We start from the raw sequence: 20,000 nt of genomic DNA, 5'->3' as shown, positions 1-20,000 counted from the left end.
GCTTGATGGGAAACGGATGCTTCTTCATTCTCAGACAGTGAATACGTAATTGCAATTTTTGGAAAATCAGGCAAGACACTTTTGACCTTTTCATGAATAGGCAGTGCCGTCTCACCAGCGACGACTTTTTTGAACAAGTCATAGTAGGCTTGCGCTTGGGCAATCGATGACGTGGTTAACAGGGCCGTATAGGTCTTCCCAGAACCATTTTGAAAACCTAATTTCCGACGGGACTTATTCAAGATGGAATGAATGACTTCTAGCATATGCTGTTCATTTTCATAAACGGATTTGGGTATTTTTGCTTCTTTTTCTAGGACAGACAAGGCTCGGACATCTGCCTCTGGATCCACTTGCAAGACCAAATCATCTAATTCATCGTCTGAAAAGGTGGATTTATACTCAATTTGGAATCCGAGAACCGCCTTGTCATGAATGGCTTCCTTCACGGTGTATTCATGGAGTCGTTTCCCGTACTGCTCCTCTGTTGTCCGAGCTAAATTACCCGTTTCTTTTTTCGCATTTTCGGCAAAGATCGGTGTACCGGTAAAGCCATACCATAAGAGTTGTCTGAAAAAGCGATCGATTTCTTGTTTCTTTTGAGCGGAAACAGCCCGATGGCATTCATCTACTATAAAGGCGACCTGCAATTCTCTTATCTTTTTATAACGTGGTGTTGTTTCCTTGCCTTCAAAGCCCCTCATCACATGATTCAGTTTTTGAATGGTGGTCACAATGACGGTCCGATCCGCAGATAACAGTTTTTTAATCAAGTCTTTAACGTTGTCCGTTTCATCTATTTGAATGACATCATTCTCTGCATAAGAAGCAAAGGAAGAGGAGGTCTGTTGATCCAAGTCGATACGATCCACGATAAAAATAGTCTTATCCAAAGACGGAATTTGTAAAAGGTTTCGAGCCGCTTTATAAGAGGTCAACGTCTTCCCGGACCCGGTTGTATGCCAAACATAGCCCGATTCTTGTCGTCGAGAAGCTTGTTTAATGGCCTCTATGGCATGAATTTGATAGGGACGTAATAAGATTAAGGCTTTTTTATCCCGATCAATAACGGTATACTGCGTCACCATTTTATGCGCCTGTGGAATGGATAAAACGTGTTGAGCAAAGGTCAAGTAACTGGTGACCGGATCATTATTGGCATCTACCCAGGTTGCTAAGAATTGTTCATTGAGTCGGGTATCTTGTGCCGCTGCGATATAGCGAGTATCACTCCCGTTGGAGACGACAAACATTTGTAGAGCGGAGAAAATACCAGTAAATTTCCCTTGTACTAGGTACTTCTTGATTTGACGAAAGGCGTCCATATACGAATGGGCGCGGTTTTTCAGTTCGATATGAATCAGGGGCAGGCCATTGATTAAAAGGGTGACGTCAAAACGACGGTCCCGGTCATCGGTGCTTTGTTTAAAGCTTTGGAATTGATTAATGACTTCATACGATGACATACCGCCAGCAATATCCGCCCGATTTAAAACTTTCAAACGAATCGTCCCTAAGGAGGCATCTTCCCGTTGGACTTGTACTTTGGCAATGCCATTCTCGCCTGCCAACCATTTGGACGCTTGATAGAAGTTCGCAAACTGTAATTGGTTTTGGACTTGATGGAATTCTTGTTCCGTCAAATGGACATCATTCAACACATCTTTATTATTGCGTTCTAATTTTTCGCGCAGGTTATCCCAGAGCTTGTCTTCCGTATTCAAATCCCCGCGATAGGTCCATTGCGATTCCCCCCAATCAACTGATGGATGAGATTTTGTTCTAATTCTGATTCAGATGTAAAGGTAATGGCCATGATGTTCCTCCTCTCTTGGTATTAAACAAACATGCGTTGTAATAGGGCTCTCTTAAGTTCTTGATAGGTGGCGAGTTTTTGTTGGTGTCCGTCAATGGTTTCATCCAGTTGTTTAAAGAATTGACCGATTTTTTCTTGTTCATTTAATGACGGTAGATAAATTAGGGTTGAAAGAATATTACTGTTATAGAGTCTCTTGATTGTACTACCCTCTAAACCAGCCCACTTAACAATTTGATAAAATTGTTTTAGAAATGTGTTATCTACAAGCTTTTTATTTCTTTTAAACCAAATAATATTGGAATCTTGAAAATATGCATCTTCACCTTTATAAACTACAGTTCTCCCTATTGTTCCAGAAGCTGAAATAAGTATATCTCCCAATTCTGGAAAAGAATATTTTTCCTTATATTCTTCAAATAGTGGCCTTGGAATGAATGCATCTGGACTTTTACCAAACGTACCTATCTTGAAAAAAGGTATATCACCAAATTCACTAGTTTGATCTTTAAAGATCCTCTTACACATTGCTACTGATCCAACTTCTCCTAATTTTTTTACTTTCCAATCATCAGAAAAATCAGCAAAACGAACTTTCGGTACGGTTTCTCCTTTTTGTGGGAATAGCTGTTGCAACAACGCTTTTTTCAATTGTTTGTAGTCGGTTAGGAGTTGCTGATGAAGAGCTATAGTGTCGTCGATTTGTTTGAAAAAGGCAGCGATTCTAGCTTGTTCTTTAATATTTGGTATTAAAATATCTTGATTTCTCACCAATTCAGAATTTAAGTTAACTTGACTTCCGGGCTGCCCATATTTAACCCATTTAGGTCGAAACATTTCTAGCCACTGAAACATAAACTCCATTTCAAATAACGGATTTAAAAAGATTAAAAATCCATCGTGCACGCCAGTTTTAACATAATTTACAACAGGTTTTCCAACAGTGGCTGCAATACTTAACAACAAATGAGGCGATATTAACACTCGTGTTTTTTCTTGTCCAGCTAGAGAAATTTTTTGTTCTAAATTATAAATTCTCCCATTTTGCTTAGTTACATCAGCAATTCTAAGCCATCCCACATCAGATGTAGAATCAAACCACTTTGGATCTTGAATTGGTCTTGGTGAAGCACCTCTAACAATATCAGCTAAGTCCCCTAACTTACGCTGTTCCCAATCATCTATAAACCCAACAAATCGAATCTTTGGTATCATTTTCTCTTTATTCATGTTTCTCACCATCACTCATCAACTGTGAAATAAAGCCTTGCAACTCTTTATCTGCTTCTTCTGTCGTTCCGTTTAGTTCTTTCAACATATCAAATAAGTCATTTTCTGCTTGTGCTAGGTCGGCTTTTGTTTCTTGAATGGCTTTAGAAACAGACGCTAACGGGATCACTTCTTCTTCTTCAAAGGTATCCACATAACGGGGGATGTTTAAGTTGTAATCATTCTCCACAATTTCATCGAATTGGGCGACATAGGCATACTTATCTTTAAACGTACGCGTTTCATAGGCCTCTAAAATAGCGTCAATATGATGATCTCTTAGCGTATTTTGCGTCTTCACTTTTTCAAAATCTTGTGAGGCATCAATAAAGAGAACATCTTTTGTCGCACGGTCTTTCTTCAAGATAATTACGGTCGTTGGAATCGACGTATTAAAGAAAATGTTAGCTGGTAAGCCAATCACGGTATCAATCGCACCATTTTCTAACAAGGCCTTGCGTATCTTTCCTTCCGCTCCCCCTCTAAAGAGAACCCCATGTGGCAGGACAATAGCCATGACGCCCGTATCTTTCAAATGATAGTAGCCATGTAGTAAGAAAGCAAAGTCCGCTTTTGATTTAGGTGCTAATACGCCATAGGCAGAGAAACGTGGGTCATCTAAGAAGCCTTTGTCGGCCGTCCATTTCGCAGAATACGGTGGGTTCATCAGGACCCCGTCAAAGTTGGTTGGTTCTTCTGTTGGCCAGTCTTGATCCAAGGTGTCCGCATTATGCAAGCGTTGGTTGGCAATGGGAACCCCGTGTAAAATCATATTCATCCGCGCCAAGTTATAAGTGGACGTATTCAACTCTTGCCCGAAATAAGAAATGGTTCCCGGTTGATGGGAATATTTTTTAGCATTCAAAAGTAAAGAGCCGGAACCCATGGTCGCGTCGTAAACAGAAAAACCTTTTTTATCTTCTTTTCCTTGTAAAACAATTTGTGTCATCAATTGTGCGACCGGTTGTGGCGTATAGAATTCACCCGCTTTTTTTACCGGATTCAGACGCAAATTGGCCAATCAAGTACTCATAGGCATCGCCTAAAACATCCCCAGCATGCCTAGCCATGTTTAAGCTTTCTAACTCTTTCATGACATCTGCGATGGTTTTATTTTGTTTTTGTGGGGTTGAACCCAGTTTTTTAGAATAGAGATCAATATCTTCAAATAAGTTCTCAAAGTTTTCGCTGGATTGCTCAATGTCACGGAACCCTTGTACCAAGTCTTCTAATTGAAAAGATCCATCATGAATGGCTGCTACTTGTGCAGTAAAGGTCAATTCTGGTGCGATGGTATATGAAAACTCATCTTTCAGCTCATACAAGAGATCATCCTTGATATCTGCATCTTTAAACGCTTCTACGTAAAGGTCTTGTGCTTTATGTAAGTCATCCGTTTCTTCCTCCAATAGAACGGAGACATATCGCAGCATGTTGTCGGATAAGTATTTATAAAAGACCAAGCCTAATAAATAACTCTTGTATTCGTTGGCGTCCATTTTAGAACGCAGAATATCTGCGGAATTCCATAGTGCCTGGTATAAGCTTTTTGAATTTTTTTCGATTGGTTCTGTCATTGGTTGTTTACCTCATTTGTATTTGTATTTTTAGGTCTGATACATTTATTCTACACTAATTTTAATCTTGTTGTATCCCCTGGTATATAATAGTAGATTCTTCTCTAATCATCTGACTACCTTTTCCTTTTATTTCGAATCAAGGGACTTTTCTACTACTTGTCATTTTTCTGGTTCCGTATCGGATTGCCTTTCTCGTAGTAATCTACCTTTCCTTGATTGCTTTGATCGTAGTCATTTCCATTACTGAAAAACGATAAATCATTCAGATTGTATTTTCTCTTTGAATATATGAATACTATCACTGTTATAATAATATTATTATAACAAAAGAGGCGTAAACATACGAATCTATACGTATCAAAAACAATCAATTTTGATACATACTAAAGAGCCACTTTTCTAATAGAAAAGTGGCTTTTTCCTGTTCCTAAAGTCGTTTCTTTAACTACAATTCTTTTACATACCTTTATAATACAATAATAAAGTGACAATGCGACAGATTCGGGAATTACTTAACTACTTTACATTACTATCTAATAAAGTCAGGGATTCTTAAACGGTTCTCACTTTTCATCAAAGTAAATACTTGGTTGAAAAAACATTTGGGAATTTGAAAAGCCGTAAAAAATAACTATTAATAGCATTTTTAAGTCACATTAATTAATAGTTATTTTTTTATGTTTGTATTTTAGAATCTACATATTTTTTTATTTTTAAAGATAGATTATTTTTTAGACTATTCACAGCAAATATAGCAGAGAAAAGTAATATTAAGTAGTCTATATCATCTCTTGGAATATTAAGCAGAATAGTTAATATAATTGGAACATATAACCATACTTTCATAAGAAAAGCTTCATACAATTCCTTGTACTTTAATATATTTTTCATCATTTTATTGAACCACTTAAGTTGAATTAGCACTAAATAGTCATCTAGTAAGCTAAATACTAATGTAAAAGGAGAAAACAATAGAAAAATTAAAAACGCAAAATTGAACCAGTTAGTGAAAATCTTAGTATAATTTATATTTATAATAAAATTATAAAACTCTGTATTTATAACGTAGTCTTCAAAAAATCCACTAAAAAAGTAGTTTGCTATTGAAAAAGACAACATTACAAATATAAAGATAAGATATAAAAATAAAAAGACAGCAAGTATATTAATTACAAAAAGTCCAACTCTTTTTGTTATTTTCTTTATGTTAATCACTCTTTCTGATAGTATAGTATGTAATTTTTTTATTATATCACAATATAAATTAGGTAATTAATAATAAAAAAGAGAATTGCAGACAAATAATTGCACTTAAATTAAGTCAGAAGGATATTAAAGACTTTCATTATCACATTGCAATTATAAATTATTGCGGCGTGATAATTAGTTGTTGCCTGGTAACAATAAATACTGTATAATTAAATTAATTTATAGAAGAGGTGGTTGTTATGAATATTAAAAAATTTCGCAGGATAAGTAGGGGTAGCTCTTTATTATTGAAAATATTTGCTATATTTAGCATCACCCTTGTCATATATGGCTTATATACAATCCTATTTGGTGATGGCAATTTCTGGTTCACATATAAGGGCCCATCTATTCCCTTATTTTCTATGGGAGGAAGTTCTGGAAGTGTAGGAATTACTGATGCTGAAGAAAAGTTAGCGTCAATGATTATTGTCCCTTTCACAGTTGTTGTCTTTTCCTTTATTCTTTTAAAAGGTAGTCAAATTTTTACATGGTTAGGCAAAGGAGAAACTCCTTTTTCTGAAAAATTTGCAAATGCTATTAAACGTTTGAGTTTGGTGCTTATTATTTTTGATTTACTTGTTCCTATCATTTTTTATTCAGTATTATCTTTGATTTCGGTAGATGGGTATAACTATACGATAGGCTTCGGTTCTGCCTTCATAATAGGCATCATTTTATTTATCGTTTCTGAAATATTTAAGTACGGCATTGAATTGCAGTCTCTAGCAGATGAGACAGTATAAGGAGAGTTTTTTAATGGCAATTGTTGTAAGATTGGATCGTGTCATGGCGGACCGAAAAATGCTTCTAAAAGATTTGGCTAACGAAGTGGGGATAACGAATGCAAACTTATCGAAGTTAAAGAATGGTAAAGTAGTAGCGATTCGATTTGAAACTTTAAATAAAATTTGTAGAGTGTTAAACTGTCAGCCAGGAGATATTTTAGAATACGTTAAAGATTAAGCGATTTTAATTTACTGCCCTATAAATAGACGTGACTATAAGATGTCTAATGATTATATTTTAATTAGGAGAAGTAAAGAAAAATTAAATATGCTGAGAGATCTTTTAATATCATGTATTAGCATAGGGATTTCTTTGTACTCCTATTCAATTATTGAAAAAATGGTCTGAGTATAATCACACTAATAAGCTTCTTTTAGTTGCTAGATTACTAAGGATTGTTACAACAAGCAGAAGCTCTTTTTTGGGGGTAACTTTTTATTAATTTCGTATACATGGACCGCTTCGTATCATGCTTTGCTATTCTTTAGTAAGTATCATGTGATTTAAGTGCGAAATGTGAAAATTTCGAGCATAGATAGCACAAAAGCCACCTCTACAACGGATAGAGGTGGCCTTTTGTGCACTCGTTGTGACTCCGAGCGTGCAGGTTAACGATACTTTTTCGTCTATTATACCAAGTCAACGGATCCTTATTATCGCCCAACTCACAACTCGTTTTCGATCATCCGTTTCTGCTTGTTCCTTGTGATGGTGCTGACACTGATTCCTGTCATTTTTTCTACTTCCTTATAAGAATGCGTTTCTAATAGATTCATGGCAAGCTCTATTTGCTGTTTGGAGAATTTCTTTGGTCGTCCTTCCTTAAATCCAGGATGCTGTTTAGCAATCTCTTTCCCTTCTTGTGTCCGTTCCACAATTAAATCTCTTTCGAAATCCGCAAAGGCACTAAAGATGGTAAAGATGAGCCGTCCAGTTGACGTATTCTCAATAATCCCTAAATTAAGGACATTAATCCGAACACCTTTTTCAAATAAAAATTTAATGGTATTCAAGGCATCTTGTGTGCTACGTGCAAAACGATCGAGTTTAGTTACGACCAAGGTATCCCCGCTTTCAATATCTTGAAGTAGTTTTTGAAATTCTGGACGCTCGCTTTTGGTTCCGGTTATTTTTTCAGAATAAATTTTGTCACATCGTTCTTCTTCTAATAGTCGAAGTTGTCCGTCCAAATCTTGATGACGGGTACTGACCCGTGCATAGCCATATTTCATGATTTTTTACCCTCACTTTTGGTCATAAGTTATGACACCTTACTAACGTTGATTGTAAAGGAATAAAAAATCATAGTCAATACTCTTAAGTTATGAATATAATCAAGTGTAGCCTGTCCAGTATCGAATAAACAATACAGAAATAATGGATTAAATATTATAATTAAATTCCCTCTAGGGAGTTTACTTTTTACAGTCTATGCTTAGAGGGGAGAAGGAGTATATAATTGTATAACGTGAAATATTTATGTCTTCCTTCTATTTTTACTTCTAACTAGTCGATTTTTTTCATTCCTGAACCTTCTCGAAGTGACTTTGTAGCTTTTACCCCCACTGCAACACTCATCCGTCCATCTATAGGAGTTGCCTTTGGTTCTATACCTTCTAATACATAATCAATGAAAGCATGTACAATTTTTTGGTCACCTTGAAAATGACTATTATTATTTTTAGGTTTCTTAAAATTATATATGATATTATTTATACTATTTTGATAATCAATAGTTGTTAGAGTTATCGTTTGCTTTATATCGTCACTCTCTATTCTTCCTTTTGATCCAATGATTATGTATTTCCTTAAATATTCGGGAGTAAAATGACATTGAAGATAAGAAGCTTTAACACCATTTTCTAACTCCATAATTACAATGCTATTATCTTCAACATCTATTTCAGCATCAGTAATATTATTTAATTTATCCAACACAAAATTTTCTTTATTATCATAGAAATCCAATCCACCAAATGCGGATACTTTTTTCGTATATGAATCAGCAAGCATATGGATAACATCAAAGTCATGTGAAGCTTTATGAACTAGCAATGAATTAGAATATTTCCGATTTCTATGCCAAGTTTGAAAGTATTGTTCTCCACCCATACCTACAGAATGCTCTACACAAATCTCTTTCAATTCTCCAATTGCATTAGTATCAATTAGATTTTTCATTTGAGCATATAAATCCATGTATCTCATATTAAATCCAATCATTAATTTCATTCCACTTTTTTTCCATACGTTTAACACTTCATCGCAATCCTCTATAGTTGTTGCCATAGGCTTTTCAAGGTAAATATGCTTACCTGCATTAAGCACATCTATAGTTTGTTTTCTATGTAAATAATCTGGGGTCAAAATTACTATAGCATCTATATCTTTTCTCAATAATAATTTTTTATAATCATTGGTAATAAAGATGCTATCATCTACATTCTCTTTAAACCAATTTATTGCATCCTTATCTATTTCAGCTAAACCAGTAATTTTTGATCTACCATTTGTATTATTCCAGGAATCAATAAAATATCTCCTATGGCCAGCTCCTATTAATCCAATGTTAACTGTTCTCACTTTTTAATCATTCCTCATATTTTCATTTCTTACTTTAATTTCCCTTTTTTTAGTATCTATATATTTTTTTACATAGTAATTAAATCTCAAAAACATAGAAAAATAATCTGAATTTTAATTTTTTTCTCCTATATAGGTTTATTTTAAGTAAACCTAGAGGAATATAAAAATAACTCTTCTATTAAAATTAGAAGAGTTATTTTTATAAGCTTTTTATTAACTTATTCAACGATAGTGTAAATAGTTATTGACTTAGTAATTATTTAGATTGTAAACAGGAATAATTTTTAATTCTCCACCGTTTCTTAAAGATTCAGTAGCTTTAACTCCAACTGCTACACTCATCCGTCCATCTATAGGAGTTGCATTCGGCTCTACACCTTCTAATATATAGTCAACAAATGCCTCTGTTATTCTTGGATCTCCTCCTGCATGTACACCTTCGGTAGCTTTCATATTTATTTCCAAATCACTCATATCATGTAAAGTTCCAGTATTTCTAGTTTTAATTATTATTTTTTCATTTACCTCATCATTTTCTATACGTCCCTTCGTTCCAATAATAACGTAATTTCTTTGATAATCAGGAGTAAAGTGGTTTTGTAAGTAAGATGCTTTAATTCCATTCTCTAATTCCATAATAAGAATATTATTATCTTCTACATCTATTTCATCATCGATCTGATTCTCAAGTCCATCTGATTTAAAGTGTTCTTCTTTGTTGTAAAAATCTAAACTTCCAAAAGCAGAAACTTTTTTTACATAGCTATTAGAAAACATGTGTATCATATCAATATCATGAGAAGCTTTTTGCAATAGCAATGAATTAGTGTATTTTGAATTTCTATGCCAATCTTGATAGTAATACACACCACCACGCCCTACAAAATGTCGAATCCAAATAGCTTTTACCTCACCAATATAGCCATCATCGATATATTTTTTCATTGTCTGATACATAGGCATATATCTCATATTAAACCCAATCATAAGTTTACGTCCTGATTTCTTCCAAATTTTAATAATTTCATCACAATCTTCAATTGATATAGCCATAGGCTTTTCTAAGTATAAATCCTTCCCTGCATTCAAAGTATCAATAGCATGCATTTTATGTTTGTAGTCTTCTGTTAAAACAACTACTGCGTCTACATCATCTCTTACTAATAATTCTTTATAATCATTCGTAAAATATGCATCTTCTGTAACATCTTTTTTAAATTTTTCTAATGCATTATTATCAATATCTGCTACAGCAGTGATGACCGACCTTCCATCTGGATTATGCCATAGTTTTGTTATGTATCCTCGGTGTCCTACTCCGATTATACCTAATCTTAATTTTTTCATTTTATTACCTCCATTATTATTTAAATTATTCATTATTTTCCACCCCTATTTGCAATACCTTCAATAAACTGACGCTGGAATATTATGAATATAACCACCATAGGCCAAATAGCTAGTAAGGCTGCGGCCATCAGTACTGGATAATTGGTTGTATGTATATCTTGTAAACTTGCTAGTCCTGCAGATAAAGTCATTGATTTCTTCGACGTATTAACAATTAATGGCCAAAGTAGTGTATTCCAAGTGAATAGCGAAGTACTGATTACTAATGATACAATTCCAGGTTTTACTAAAGGTAACATCACTTTAAAAAATATAGTAAAATGATTTGCACCATCTATAATTGCTGCTTCTTCTATCTCATCAGGGATCGCTATAAAGTATTGTCTCATCAAAAATGTACCAAATGCACTAAATAGATTTGGTAAAATCAATGCCCGAATAGTATTTGATAATTTCAAAGCTGTAATGATCTGAAATTGAGGAATAATAAAGATTTGACTTGGAACCATCAATACAGATAAAACTAAAAGAAATAGAAAATCTCTTCCCCAGAAATCTATACGTGCAAATACATAACCTGCCATTGAACAAAAAATAACTTGTCCAATAGTGGCAGCTACTGTAAAACTTAAAGTATTTATGTACAAATTTTTAAAAGGTAACGTATTAAACGCTTCTATAAAATTTGATAATTCCCATTTTTGAGGAAATATCTTAGGTGGAATAGCCATAGACTCTGAAACAGTCTTGAATGCAGTTAATATCATCCATATAAAAGGAAGAATGGTTAATACTGCACCAAAAATTAATATAATATGGATTAATGTTTTATCTGAAAATCCTTTTTTTTTGGTGTTTTTTACTTTATTTTTTTTTCTATTTATTATTTTTTCATTCTCAATGTTCTCCATGTTCATCTCTCCTTAATTTTATCAAGAATTTCACTTATTTTTATTACAGATAAGTAACCCATTTCTTTTGAAGTTTTAGTTGAATGCTTGTAATTATAAGAATTACTATGAAAATAGCAATTGATATTGCTGATGCATACCCTTTATCCATATATTCAAAAGCATTTTGGTAAAATTCATAAATGACTGTTCTTGTAGTAGATAATCCATTACCTGTTCTTGGAATTAAAAGAAAAATTAAATCGAACATTTGAAAGGATTGGATTAATGAAGTGATACTCACAAAGAAAATAGTTGGTGCGAGTAATGGAATAGTTATATGAATGAATTTTTTATATGGACTAGCGCCATCTATATCTGCAGCTTCATAATAACTTCTGGGAACAGTCTGTAGTCCTCCCAAAAAAATATAATTTTTATAGCTATCCCACTCCATATTGTTACAATTATCAGTGCTATTTGGGAAAATTTTGGATCTGTTATCCAATTAATATTCTCTATACCAAAAATACCAATAAATTGATTCAATAGGCCGTATTGTCCATTGTAAAGCCATCTCCATATCATTGCTATTGCAGCTGGCATAGTGACTGCTGGTAGAAAAAATAATACCCTATAAATACTCTTACCTTTAATATTTGAATTTAAGAGAGTTGCTATGATTAACGCTAAAAGAATTGTGACCGGTACTGAAACGGCAGTAATTACAATTGTGTTTATAAATGATTTACCTACCTGTACATCCTGTATTAAACGTTGATAATTAACTAATCCAATCCACTTCCAATTTCCAAACGCACCTAAATTAGTGAAGCTATAAAAAAAATTTTGAAAGAAAGGAATGATATAAAAAATTATTAAACCAGATAAAAGTGGAAATAATAATACAATTGCCGCTATATACTTTGATCTTCTCTGCTGTTTGAGGCTCGTATATGGTTTCAATTTTCTCTCTCCTCTATTAATAGTATTAATACAATGACATTTCTTACAGGATTAATTGTATTGTTCAAACAAATCAAACTTTTTCTAAAAAAAAGCAATAACAATTTTTCATCACAAACTCTACCAAAAAATGATGAATGATTGTCATTGCCACAAACTGGATAGAGAAAACGTAATAAATTAATCCTCTAATTGATAGAATTTTCTAATTACATCTGATATTAATTATATGCAATATCATTTCTCTTCTTCTAGAGCTTTATTCATTTGCTCTGCTAGAGTATTTAATCTTTCTGAAATATTTGTATCAAGAGAATAAATATCATTAATTGCTTGACTTTCATAGTCATTCCATTTAGAAGTATTTTCTGATACAGGGAATGGGTGTGAGTATTCTAAGCTATTTACATAAGCTTCCAAGTTTAATTCAGGATAAGATTCTACCCAAGTATTTAACATTCCTTCATGACCAGGAATAATTACACCAGATTCCGCCCAAACTTTGTTAGCCTCTTCACTTCCTAAATACTTTATAACTGCTGCTGCTTCCTCTTTGTTTGTACTACTTGCACTTAATGCATAAATTAATCCATGAATTACTGCCCCTTTTTCTTTCATAGATGGCATTTCAACTAAGTCTATATGATCACTTACTTCTGACTCCATCAATACAGGAATATTCCAAGAAGCTAAATATGCCATTCCCAAACGACCTGAAGCGAATAAATCTCTTGCGGAAGACTCAGATTGTACATTAAGATCTGGTGAAAGACCTTTCTTAATTAAATCCACATGCTTCTCAAAAGCTTCAATCGTGTTACTATCTGAATATCCAGATTTAGTTCGATCTTCATTAATGACAAAACCTTTGTTCTGAAAAATTTGATTGTATATTCCTTCTTGCGTTTGAATATTGGCAGAAACACCATATATATCATTATCCACATCTGTTATTGCTTCAGCTGCTTCAATCATTTCTTCCCAAGTCCAGTCATCTTCTGGATAACTAACTCCTGCATCATCAAAAATATTTTTGTTATACCACAATGAAGTAGTATCCCAATCTTTAGGTATTCCATACAATTCATCATCATAAGTGTAAAGCTCGAGTAAGCTATCAGGATAATTATTCAAATCAATTTCGCTATCTTTTAGATATGAATCAATTGGCTCTATTATTTCATTAGCAGCATACTGAACAAAATTAGGTCCGTTCATCCAAACAATATCAGGCATAACTTCACCTGAAGCTGCAGCTTCAAGTCTGGTCCAATATTGCGGGTTAGGTGTGATTTCAAATTCTACTTTGATATTAGGATTCTCATCTTCAAAGTTATCTAATATTTCTCTTAAAACTGGCTCTTGATTTTGATTCCAAAAAGCTAAAGAAACAGTCGTAATTTCTGAATCTGCTTCCCCACTAAGACTTCCATCAGTTTCAGAATCATTACTACCACAGCCAGCTAATAAAGCACTTCCTAATAATATATACATACTCTTTTTAAATAATTTCATGTTAATTCCTCCCTATTATTGTTTATATAATCTTCTGTATTCTGAAGGTGTTAGTCCTTCTTGTTTCTTAAACATTCTACTGTAGTGCGGTGTAGTTTTAAAACCACATTTTAATGATATTTCCGAAATGGATACGTTCTCATTTATAAGCTTACTCTTTGATTGCAATACTCTATATCTAAACATATAGTCAATAATAGATATTCTCATTAATTTTTTAAAAGTCCTGGACATATGTGATTTACTCATATTTAGTTCTTTTGTTATATCATCTAAAATAATAGTATGATCGTAATTTTTTTCTATATAATTAAATATCATTTCTAAAAACTGTTTATCTTGGATACTATGATGACTTTTCCCTCGTATCAAATACGAAGAACATCTGTTGAGCTCAATAAATACATATACTAACAAACATTCAATAGCGATCTTATTATGCTGGTTCTTATTCTGAATCAGCTCATTTATCCTTTTAAATACCATATTAGCCATGTTAAGATTTTGACTATCGATTATTATTCGTACAGGTATATCATTTTTATTATCAAATAAACTAGCTAACTCTTCTATTTTATTTCTTTTCAATAAAGTTCTATAATATAACTTATTTATTTTTAGTCTAGTAAAGGTAAAATCTTCACTACACTCAACTTCTTGAAAAAAGAATTTACATCCTTCATTAATAAAAATAACATTTCCACTTTCTACACAATATGTTAAATTATCAATTTTTAATATTCCAACTCCTTTATGCACAATAATTAGAAGTAAGTAACTTTGTGGATAATTGAACTGAGAGAGATCAATGGTTTCTATTTTGTATTGGATTTCTATTTCCATTGTTGTCAACCTTTCTTACTACTTATTTTATCTGTAAACGTTTGCAAAACAAGTCTTTAAAATATCAACTTTTCAAGTAATTTATCTATAAAGGTTTTTATTAATATTTTGTGTTTAAATATAATTTTTGATTTGTCAAATTACTAAAAAATGATTTTTATCTACTGCTGGATAAGTCTTATCTGCTAAACGAATGAATTGTTCTGCTTTTAGTAAAGCTTCTTCTTTTGAAATGTTTTTTAGTACTTGAGAGAATCATATTTTTTATTCTTGTTTTACTTAACTCTTTAATGTATGCAGGGTGAGGAAAACACTGTTGGAGAATATAGTGAACCCCAAAAGTTGGAGTTTATGTAATTAAATATTAAGCAGCTATTTGAGTGTCTTGTTTTCGGTATGCAACCGGAGATAGTCCACTCAATTTTGTTTTAATACGTTTGTTGTTATAGTAATCAATATAGTCTTCAATCCGTTGTTTAAGCGTGGTGTAAGACACGCTTTCTTCCCCATAATACATCTCCTGCTTCAAAAGTCCAAAGAAATTTTCCATAGGTGAATTGTCCAAACAATTATACCTTAATGATTCCATTTTCCTATAGACGATCTCAAAGGACCAACATACTTCAAACTGGTTCAATCAAGGATAGTGAAGGGGGCCTGTTTGACGTGCAGACTCAAGGTCTTCTGTTGTTGACCGCTTCTTCTTCACCTCTACTATATAAAAAATAGTAGTGCATATCCACCGTCGTGGATAGTACACTACTAATCTTAGTATGTTTGACGAAGAGCCATAATTTATTGTGTTTCCTCTATTTTTTCAGTACCAATAGCAGCAGAATAATGATCTTGTTTTGAAACTCATCTTTATTCCATTCACTAAAAATAGTGAAGGGAATCGTATTTCAATTTAAACGTATTTTAAAATTAAGGTATTGGATAATCCCCTGAGCGATATACTTCATACCACTCTTCTCGACTTAACGTGATATTGGAAGCTTCACAAATAGCAGCAATACGTTCAGGATTCATACTACCTATGATTGGTTGCATATGTGCTGGATGGCGTAGTAACCAAGCAATAGCAATTGCTTCTCGTGCTACTGATTTTTCAGACGCAAGTCTATGGAGTACTTCATTTAGTTCGACAAAATCTGGATGATCAAAAAATAAACCTTCCTTTTGCATCCCAGCTTGAAAAGGAGACCAAGGTTGAATCGTCATATCATTAATTCTACTATATTCTAAAATAGATCCATCTCTGGTACTGGCAAAATCATTACTCGTATTTACATTAAAACCAGCATCTATCATTGGATGGTGAGTTACACTTAGCTGAAGTTGATTGATTAAAAGAGGTTGGGTTACATATTTTTTTAGTAACTCTATCTGCATAGGGTTTTGATTGCTTACTCCAAAATGAAGGACTTTCCCACTTTTTTCTAGCTCATCAAAAGCTTCTGCGACTTCTTCTGGTTCAAATAAAGTATCTGGTCTATGTAACAATAGAGTATCTAAATAATCTGTTTGCAGACGCATTAGACTTTCTTCTACTGATTTTATAATATGTGATTTAGAAAAATCATACATTTTCCCTTTCACAATTCCAGTTTTAGATTGTAGACTAACTGAATCTCGTTTAATTCCAAGATTCTTAAATGCTTGCCCAAAAATTTTTTCAGATTCACCATCACCGTATATATCAGCGTGATCAAAATAATCAATTCCATTTTCTAACGAGGTTTGAATAACTTTTTCTGCTTGAGAATGATCTAAACTATTCATTCTCATGACACCTAAAGAAATTTCAGAAACAAACCAACCACTGTTACCAAGATTTACTTTCTTCAAAAAATCACACCTTTTCTTTTTGGAATCGTTCTATTAAAACATTATATCACTACGAATACAAAGATGGAAATACGAAAGAACGAACAATGAAGAACTATATCCCAAAAATAAAACTAGACAATAAAAAAGATAGCGACAAGAGAGGAAAACCTCTTTTGTCGCTATCTAAACCGGATTTATTAAAGCCATCTGTCGGATTCGAACCGACGACCCCCACCTTACCATGGTGGTGCTCTACCGACTGAGCTAAGACGGCAATAAAAAAAGACTCCGCAAGTAGGACTCGAACCTACGACATCATGATTAACAGTCATGCGCTACTACCAACTGAGCTATTGCGGAATAATATATAAAATGCGCGGCAGCGTCCTACTCTCACAAAGGGAAACCCTTCACTACAATCGGCGCTTGGAAGCTTAACTTCTGTGTTCGAGATGGGAACAGGTGTGGCCTTCCAGCCATCGCCACCGCACATTTTTATGGGATTAAGGAAACATTGTTCCCTCAAAACTGAATACACAACATGAAAAACAAAGGTTGACCAGGCACCGCATTACGTCGCTGCCTGTTTTTGGTTAAGTCCTCGACCGATTAGTACGGGTCCGCTCCATGCATCGCTGCACTTCCACTTCCCGCCTATCCACCTGATCGTCTCTCAGGGGTCTTACTCACTTCAAGTGATGGGAAATCTCATCTTGAGGGGGGCTTCACGCTTAGATGCTTTCAGCGTTTATCCCGTCCACACATAGCTACCCAGCGATGCTCCTGGCGGAACAACTGGTACACCAGCGGTGTGTCCATCCCGGTCCTCTCGTACTAAGGACAGCTCCTCTCAAATTTCCAACGCCCGCGACGGATAGGGACCGAACTGTCTCACGACGTTCTGAACCCAGCTCGCGTACCGCTTTAATGGGCGAACAGCCCAACCCTTGGGACCGACTACAGCCCCAGGATGCGATGAGCCGACATCGAGGTGCCAAACCTCCCCGTCGATGTGAACTCTTGGGGGAGATAAGCCTGTTATCCCCAGGGTAGCTTTTATCCGTTGAGCGATGGCCCTTCCATACGGAACCACCGGATCACTAAGCCCGACTTTCGTCCCTGCTCGACTTGTCTGTCTCGCAGTCAAGCTCCCTTCTGCCTTTGCACTCTACGAATGATTTCCAACCATTCTGAGGGAACCTTTGGGCGCCTCCGTTACACTTTAGGAGGCGACCGCCCCAGTCAAACTGCCCGTCTGACACTGTCTCCCGGCCCGATAAGGGCCGCGGGTTAGAGTGTTCCTGCCGCAAGGGTAGTATCCCACCGTCGCCTCGACCGAGACTAGCGTCCCGGCTTCATTGGCTCCTACCTATCCTGTACATACGGCACAAACACGCAATATCAAACTGCAGTAAAGCTCCATGGGGTCTTTCCGTCCTGTCGCGGGTAACCAGCATCTTCACTGGTACTATAATTTCACCGAGTCTCTCGTTGAGACAGTGCCCAAATCGTTACGCCTTTCGTGCGGGTCGGAACTTACCCGACAAGGAATTTCGCTACCTTAGGACCGTTATAGTTACGGCCGCCGTTTACTGGGGCTTCAATTCGAAGCTTCGCTCGAAAGCTAACCTCTCCTCTTAACCTTCCAGCACCGGGCAGGCGTCAGCCCCTATACGTCATCTTTCGATTTTGCAGAGACCTGTGTTTTTGATAAACAGTCGCTTGGGCCTATTCACTGCGGCTGACCTTTCGGTCAGCACCCCTTCTCCCGAAGTTACGGGGTCATTTTGCCGAGTTCCTTAACGAGAGTTCGCTCGCTCACCTTAGGATTCTCTCCTCGACTACCTGTGTCGGTTTGCGGTACGGGCAGTTAATTTCTAACGAGAAGCTTTTCTTGGCAGTGTGACTGCGGGAACTTCGGTACTTAATTTCCCTCCCCATCACAACTCATCCTTCGCGGGTAGAAGCATTTGACTCCTTCCCAGACTTGTTGCTTGGGCGCGCATATCCATCAGCGCGCATTCCGTTGCCTCCTGCGTCCCTCCATTGTTCAAACAAAATCAACTGGTACAGGAATCTCAACCTGTTGTCCATCGCCTACGCCTATCGGCCTCGGCTTAGGTCCCGACTAACCCTGGGAGGACGAGCCTTCCCCAGGAAACCTTAGTCATTCGGTGGACGGGATTCTCACCCGTCTTTCGTTACTCATACCGGCATTCTCACTTCTAAGCGCTCCACCAGTCCTCACGGTCTCGCTTCAACGCCCTTAGAACGCTCTCCTACCACAGAACCAATGGTTCTGTCCACAGCTTCGGTGATCTGTTTAGCCCCGGTAAATTTTCGGCGCAGGGTCACTCGACTAGTGAGCTATTACGCACTCTTTAAATGATGGCTGCTTCTGAGCCAACATCCTAGTTGTCTGAGCAACCCCACATCCTTTTCCACTTAACAGATACTTGGGGACCTTAGCTGGTGGTCTGGGCTGTTTCCCTCTCGACTACGGATCTTATCACTCGTAGTCTGACTCCCGGACGTGAATCAATGGCATTCGGAGTTTATCTGAATTCGGTAACCCGAGAAGGGCCCCTCGTCCAAACAGTGCTCTACCTCCATGATTCCTCGTGTCCGAGGCTAGCCCTAAAGCTATTTCGGAGAGAACCAGCTATCTCCAGGTTCGATTGGAATTTCTCCGCTACCCACACCTCATCCCCGCACTTTTCAACGTACGTGGGTTCGGTCCTCCAGTGCGTATTACCGCACCTTCAACCTGGACATGGGTAGGTCACCTGGTTTCGGGTCTACGACCCCATACTTATTCGCCCTATTCAGACTCGCTTTCGCTGCGGCTCCGCCTTTTCAGCTTAACCTCGCATGGAATCGTAACTCGCCGGTCCATTCTACAAAAGGTACGCCATCACCCATTAACGGGCTCTGACTACTTGTAAGCGCACGGTTTCAGGTACTATTTCACTCCCCTTCCGGGGTGCTTTTCACCTTTCCCTCACGGTACTGGTTCACTATCGGTCACTAGGGAGTATTTAGCCTTGGGAGATGGTCCTCCCGGATTCCGACGGAATTTCTCGTGTTCCGCCGTACTCAGGATACTGGTAGAGCGATTTGGGATTTCGCATACGGGGCTTTTACCCTCTTTGGCGCGACTTTCCAGTCGGCTTTTGCTATCCCTCTTCGTCTCACATTCCAGTCCTACAACCCCAGGAAGCAAGCTTCCTGGTTTGGGCTTTTCCCGTTTCGCTCGCCGCTACTCAGGGAATCGAATTTTCTTTCTCTTCCTGCAGGTAATGAGATGTTTCAGTTCCC

General features: G+C 36.1%; 12 protein-coding genes, 2 tRNA genes, 2 rRNA genes and 3 pseudogenes (2 of these 19 only partly in view). 2 read left to right on the top strand and 17 right to left on the bottom strand.

All coding sequences use genetic code 11. The features are described from left to right. From LZ578_RS01530 to LZ578_RS01520, 3 genes and pseudogenes are all read right to left on the bottom strand, one after another. Positions 1-1,816, bottom strand: a pseudogene (locus LZ578_RS01530) (type I restriction endonuclease subunit R) (it extends 1,231 nt beyond the left edge of the window). 21 nt (positions 1,817-1,837) lie between these two features. Next, positions 1,838-3,046, bottom strand: coding sequence for a restriction endonuclease subunit S (locus LZ578_RS01525; protein WP_235145604.1), 1,209 nt, complete (start codon positions 3,044-3,046; stop codon positions 1,838-1,840). Then, positions 3,039-4,662, bottom strand: a pseudogene (locus LZ578_RS01520) (type I restriction-modification system subunit M). The gene LZ578_RS01525 and the pseudogene LZ578_RS01520 overlap by 8 nt, the downstream one beginning before the upstream one ends. 1,451 nt (positions 4,663-6,113) lie before the next feature. On the opposite strand from LZ578_RS01520, the gene LZ578_RS01515 reads away from it, so the two are divergent. Continuing rightward, complete coding sequence (locus LZ578_RS01515) at positions 6,114-6,659, top strand: DUF2975 domain-containing protein (protein ID WP_235145603.1); 546 nt, start codon at positions 6,114-6,116, stop codon at positions 6,657-6,659. A 13-nt stretch (positions 6,660-6,672) separates the two neighbouring features. Beyond that, on the top strand, positions 6,673-6,879 hold the full coding sequence (locus tag LZ578_RS01510; RefSeq protein ID WP_235145602.1) for a helix-turn-helix transcriptional regulator: 207 nt from the start codon (positions 6,673-6,675) through the stop codon (positions 6,877-6,879). A gap of 488 nt (positions 6,880-7,367) precedes the next feature. Here the strand turns inward: LZ578_RS01510 and LZ578_RS01505 are convergent, their stop codons facing one another. The 14 genes and pseudogenes from LZ578_RS01505 to LZ578_RS01440 form a co-directional block, all read right to left on the bottom strand. After that, the gene (locus LZ578_RS01505) at positions 7,368-7,934 is read right to left on the bottom strand and encodes a recombinase family protein (RefSeq protein WP_235145601.1); all 567 of its coding nucleotides are present in this window, start codon (positions 7,932-7,934) and stop codon (positions 7,368-7,370) included. 274 nt (positions 7,935-8,208) lie between these two features. Then, positions 8,209-9,285 (bottom strand): Gfo/Idh/MocA family protein, encoded by a 1,077-nt coding sequence (locus tag LZ578_RS01500; protein WP_235145600.1) that lies wholly within the window; start codon positions 9,283-9,285, stop codon positions 8,209-8,211. 252 nt (positions 9,286-9,537) lie between these two features. Then, positions 9,538-10,635 (bottom strand): Gfo/Idh/MocA family protein, encoded by a 1,098-nt coding sequence (locus LZ578_RS01495; RefSeq protein WP_235145599.1) that lies wholly within the window; start codon positions 10,633-10,635, stop codon positions 9,538-9,540. Positions 10,636-10,667: 32 nt separating this feature from the next. Continuing rightward, positions 10,668-11,549 (bottom strand): carbohydrate ABC transporter permease, encoded by an 882-nt coding sequence (locus LZ578_RS01490; protein WP_235145598.1) that lies wholly within the window; start codon positions 11,547-11,549, stop codon positions 10,668-10,670. Between the two features lie 43 nt (positions 11,550-11,592). Then, entirely contained in the window at positions 11,593-11,952 is a 360-nt protein-coding gene (locus tag LZ578_RS01485; protein WP_235145597.1) for a carbohydrate ABC transporter permease, read from the bottom strand. Then, positions 11,901-12,494, bottom strand: a complete 594-nt coding sequence (locus tag LZ578_RS01480; RefSeq protein WP_235145596.1) for a carbohydrate ABC transporter permease — start codon at positions 12,492-12,494, stop codon at positions 11,901-11,903. The genes LZ578_RS01485 and LZ578_RS01480 overlap by 52 nt, the downstream gene beginning before the upstream one ends. A gap of 237 nt (positions 12,495-12,731) precedes the next feature. Then, a complete protein-coding gene (locus tag LZ578_RS01475) occupies positions 12,732-14,009 on the bottom strand; it encodes a sugar ABC transporter substrate-binding protein (protein ID WP_235145595.1) in 1,278 nt (425 codons plus the stop codon). A 15-nt stretch (positions 14,010-14,024) separates the two neighbouring features. Further along, positions 14,025-14,852 (bottom strand): AraC family transcriptional regulator, encoded by an 828-nt coding sequence (locus LZ578_RS01470; protein WP_235145593.1) that lies wholly within the window; start codon positions 14,850-14,852, stop codon positions 14,025-14,027. Positions 14,853-15,216: 364 nt separating this feature from the next. Beyond that, a pseudogene (locus tag LZ578_RS01465) lies at positions 15,217-15,435 on the bottom strand (IS3 family transposase); the annotation flags it as partial. A 341-nt stretch (positions 15,436-15,776) separates the two neighbouring features. After that, positions 15,777-16,700, bottom strand: a complete 924-nt coding sequence (locus LZ578_RS01460; RefSeq protein ID WP_235145592.1) for an aldo/keto reductase family oxidoreductase — start codon at positions 16,698-16,700, stop codon at positions 15,777-15,779. 183 nt (positions 16,701-16,883) lie between these two features. Continuing rightward, a tRNA-Thr gene (locus LZ578_RS01455) sits at positions 16,884-16,956 on the bottom strand. A gap of 12 nt (positions 16,957-16,968) precedes the next feature. Then, a tRNA-Asn gene (locus LZ578_RS01450) sits at positions 16,969-17,042 on the bottom strand. Positions 17,043-17,056: 14 nt separating this feature from the next. After that, positions 17,057-17,172 (bottom strand): 5S ribosomal RNA (rrf, locus tag LZ578_RS01445). A gap of 99 nt (positions 17,173-17,271) precedes the next feature. Then, positions 17,272-20,000: ribosomal RNA gene (locus tag LZ578_RS01440) — 23S ribosomal RNA — on the bottom strand (it continues 188 nt past the right edge of the window).

Origin of the sequence: Jeotgalibaca sp. MA1X17-3 (assembly GCF_021513155.1) — a bacterium.
GTDB lineage: Bacteria > Bacillota > Bacilli > Lactobacillales > Aerococcaceae > Jeotgalibaca.
Note: the sequence above shows the minus strand (reverse complement) of the source record. Positions and strands in the feature narration are given on the sequence as shown.

What these genes read in the sequence shown, in the direction of transcription:
- LZ578_RS01490 (WP_235145598.1), bottom strand. Translation starts at nt 11,549, where the DNA reads ATGGAGAACATTGAGAATGAAAAAATAATAAATAGAAAAAAAAATAAA.
- LZ578_RS01525 (WP_235145604.1), bottom strand. Translation starts at nt 3,046, where the DNA reads ATGAATAAAGAGAAAATGATACCAAAGATTCGATTTGTTGGGTTTATA.
- LZ578_RS01515 (WP_235145603.1), top strand. Translation starts at nt 6,114, where the DNA reads ATGAATATTAAAAAATTTCGCAGGATAAGTAGGGGTAGCTCTTTATTA.
- LZ578_RS01475 (WP_235145595.1), bottom strand. Translation starts at nt 14,009, where the DNA reads ATGAAATTATTTAAAAAGAGTATGTATATATTATTAGGAAGTGCTTTA.
- LZ578_RS01470 (WP_235145593.1), bottom strand. Translation starts at nt 14,852, where the DNA reads ATGGAAATAGAAATCCAATACAAAATAGAAACCATTGATCTCTCTCAG.
- LZ578_RS01510 (WP_235145602.1), top strand. Translation starts at nt 6,673, where the DNA reads ATGGCAATTGTTGTAAGATTGGATCGTGTCATGGCGGACCGAAAAATG.
- LZ578_RS01495 (WP_235145599.1), bottom strand. Translation starts at nt 10,635, where the DNA reads ATGAAAAAATTAAGATTAGGTATAATCGGAGTAGGACACCGAGGATAC.
- LZ578_RS01505 (WP_235145601.1), bottom strand. Translation starts at nt 7,934, where the DNA reads ATGAAATATGGCTATGCACGGGTCAGTACCCGTCATCAAGATTTGGAC.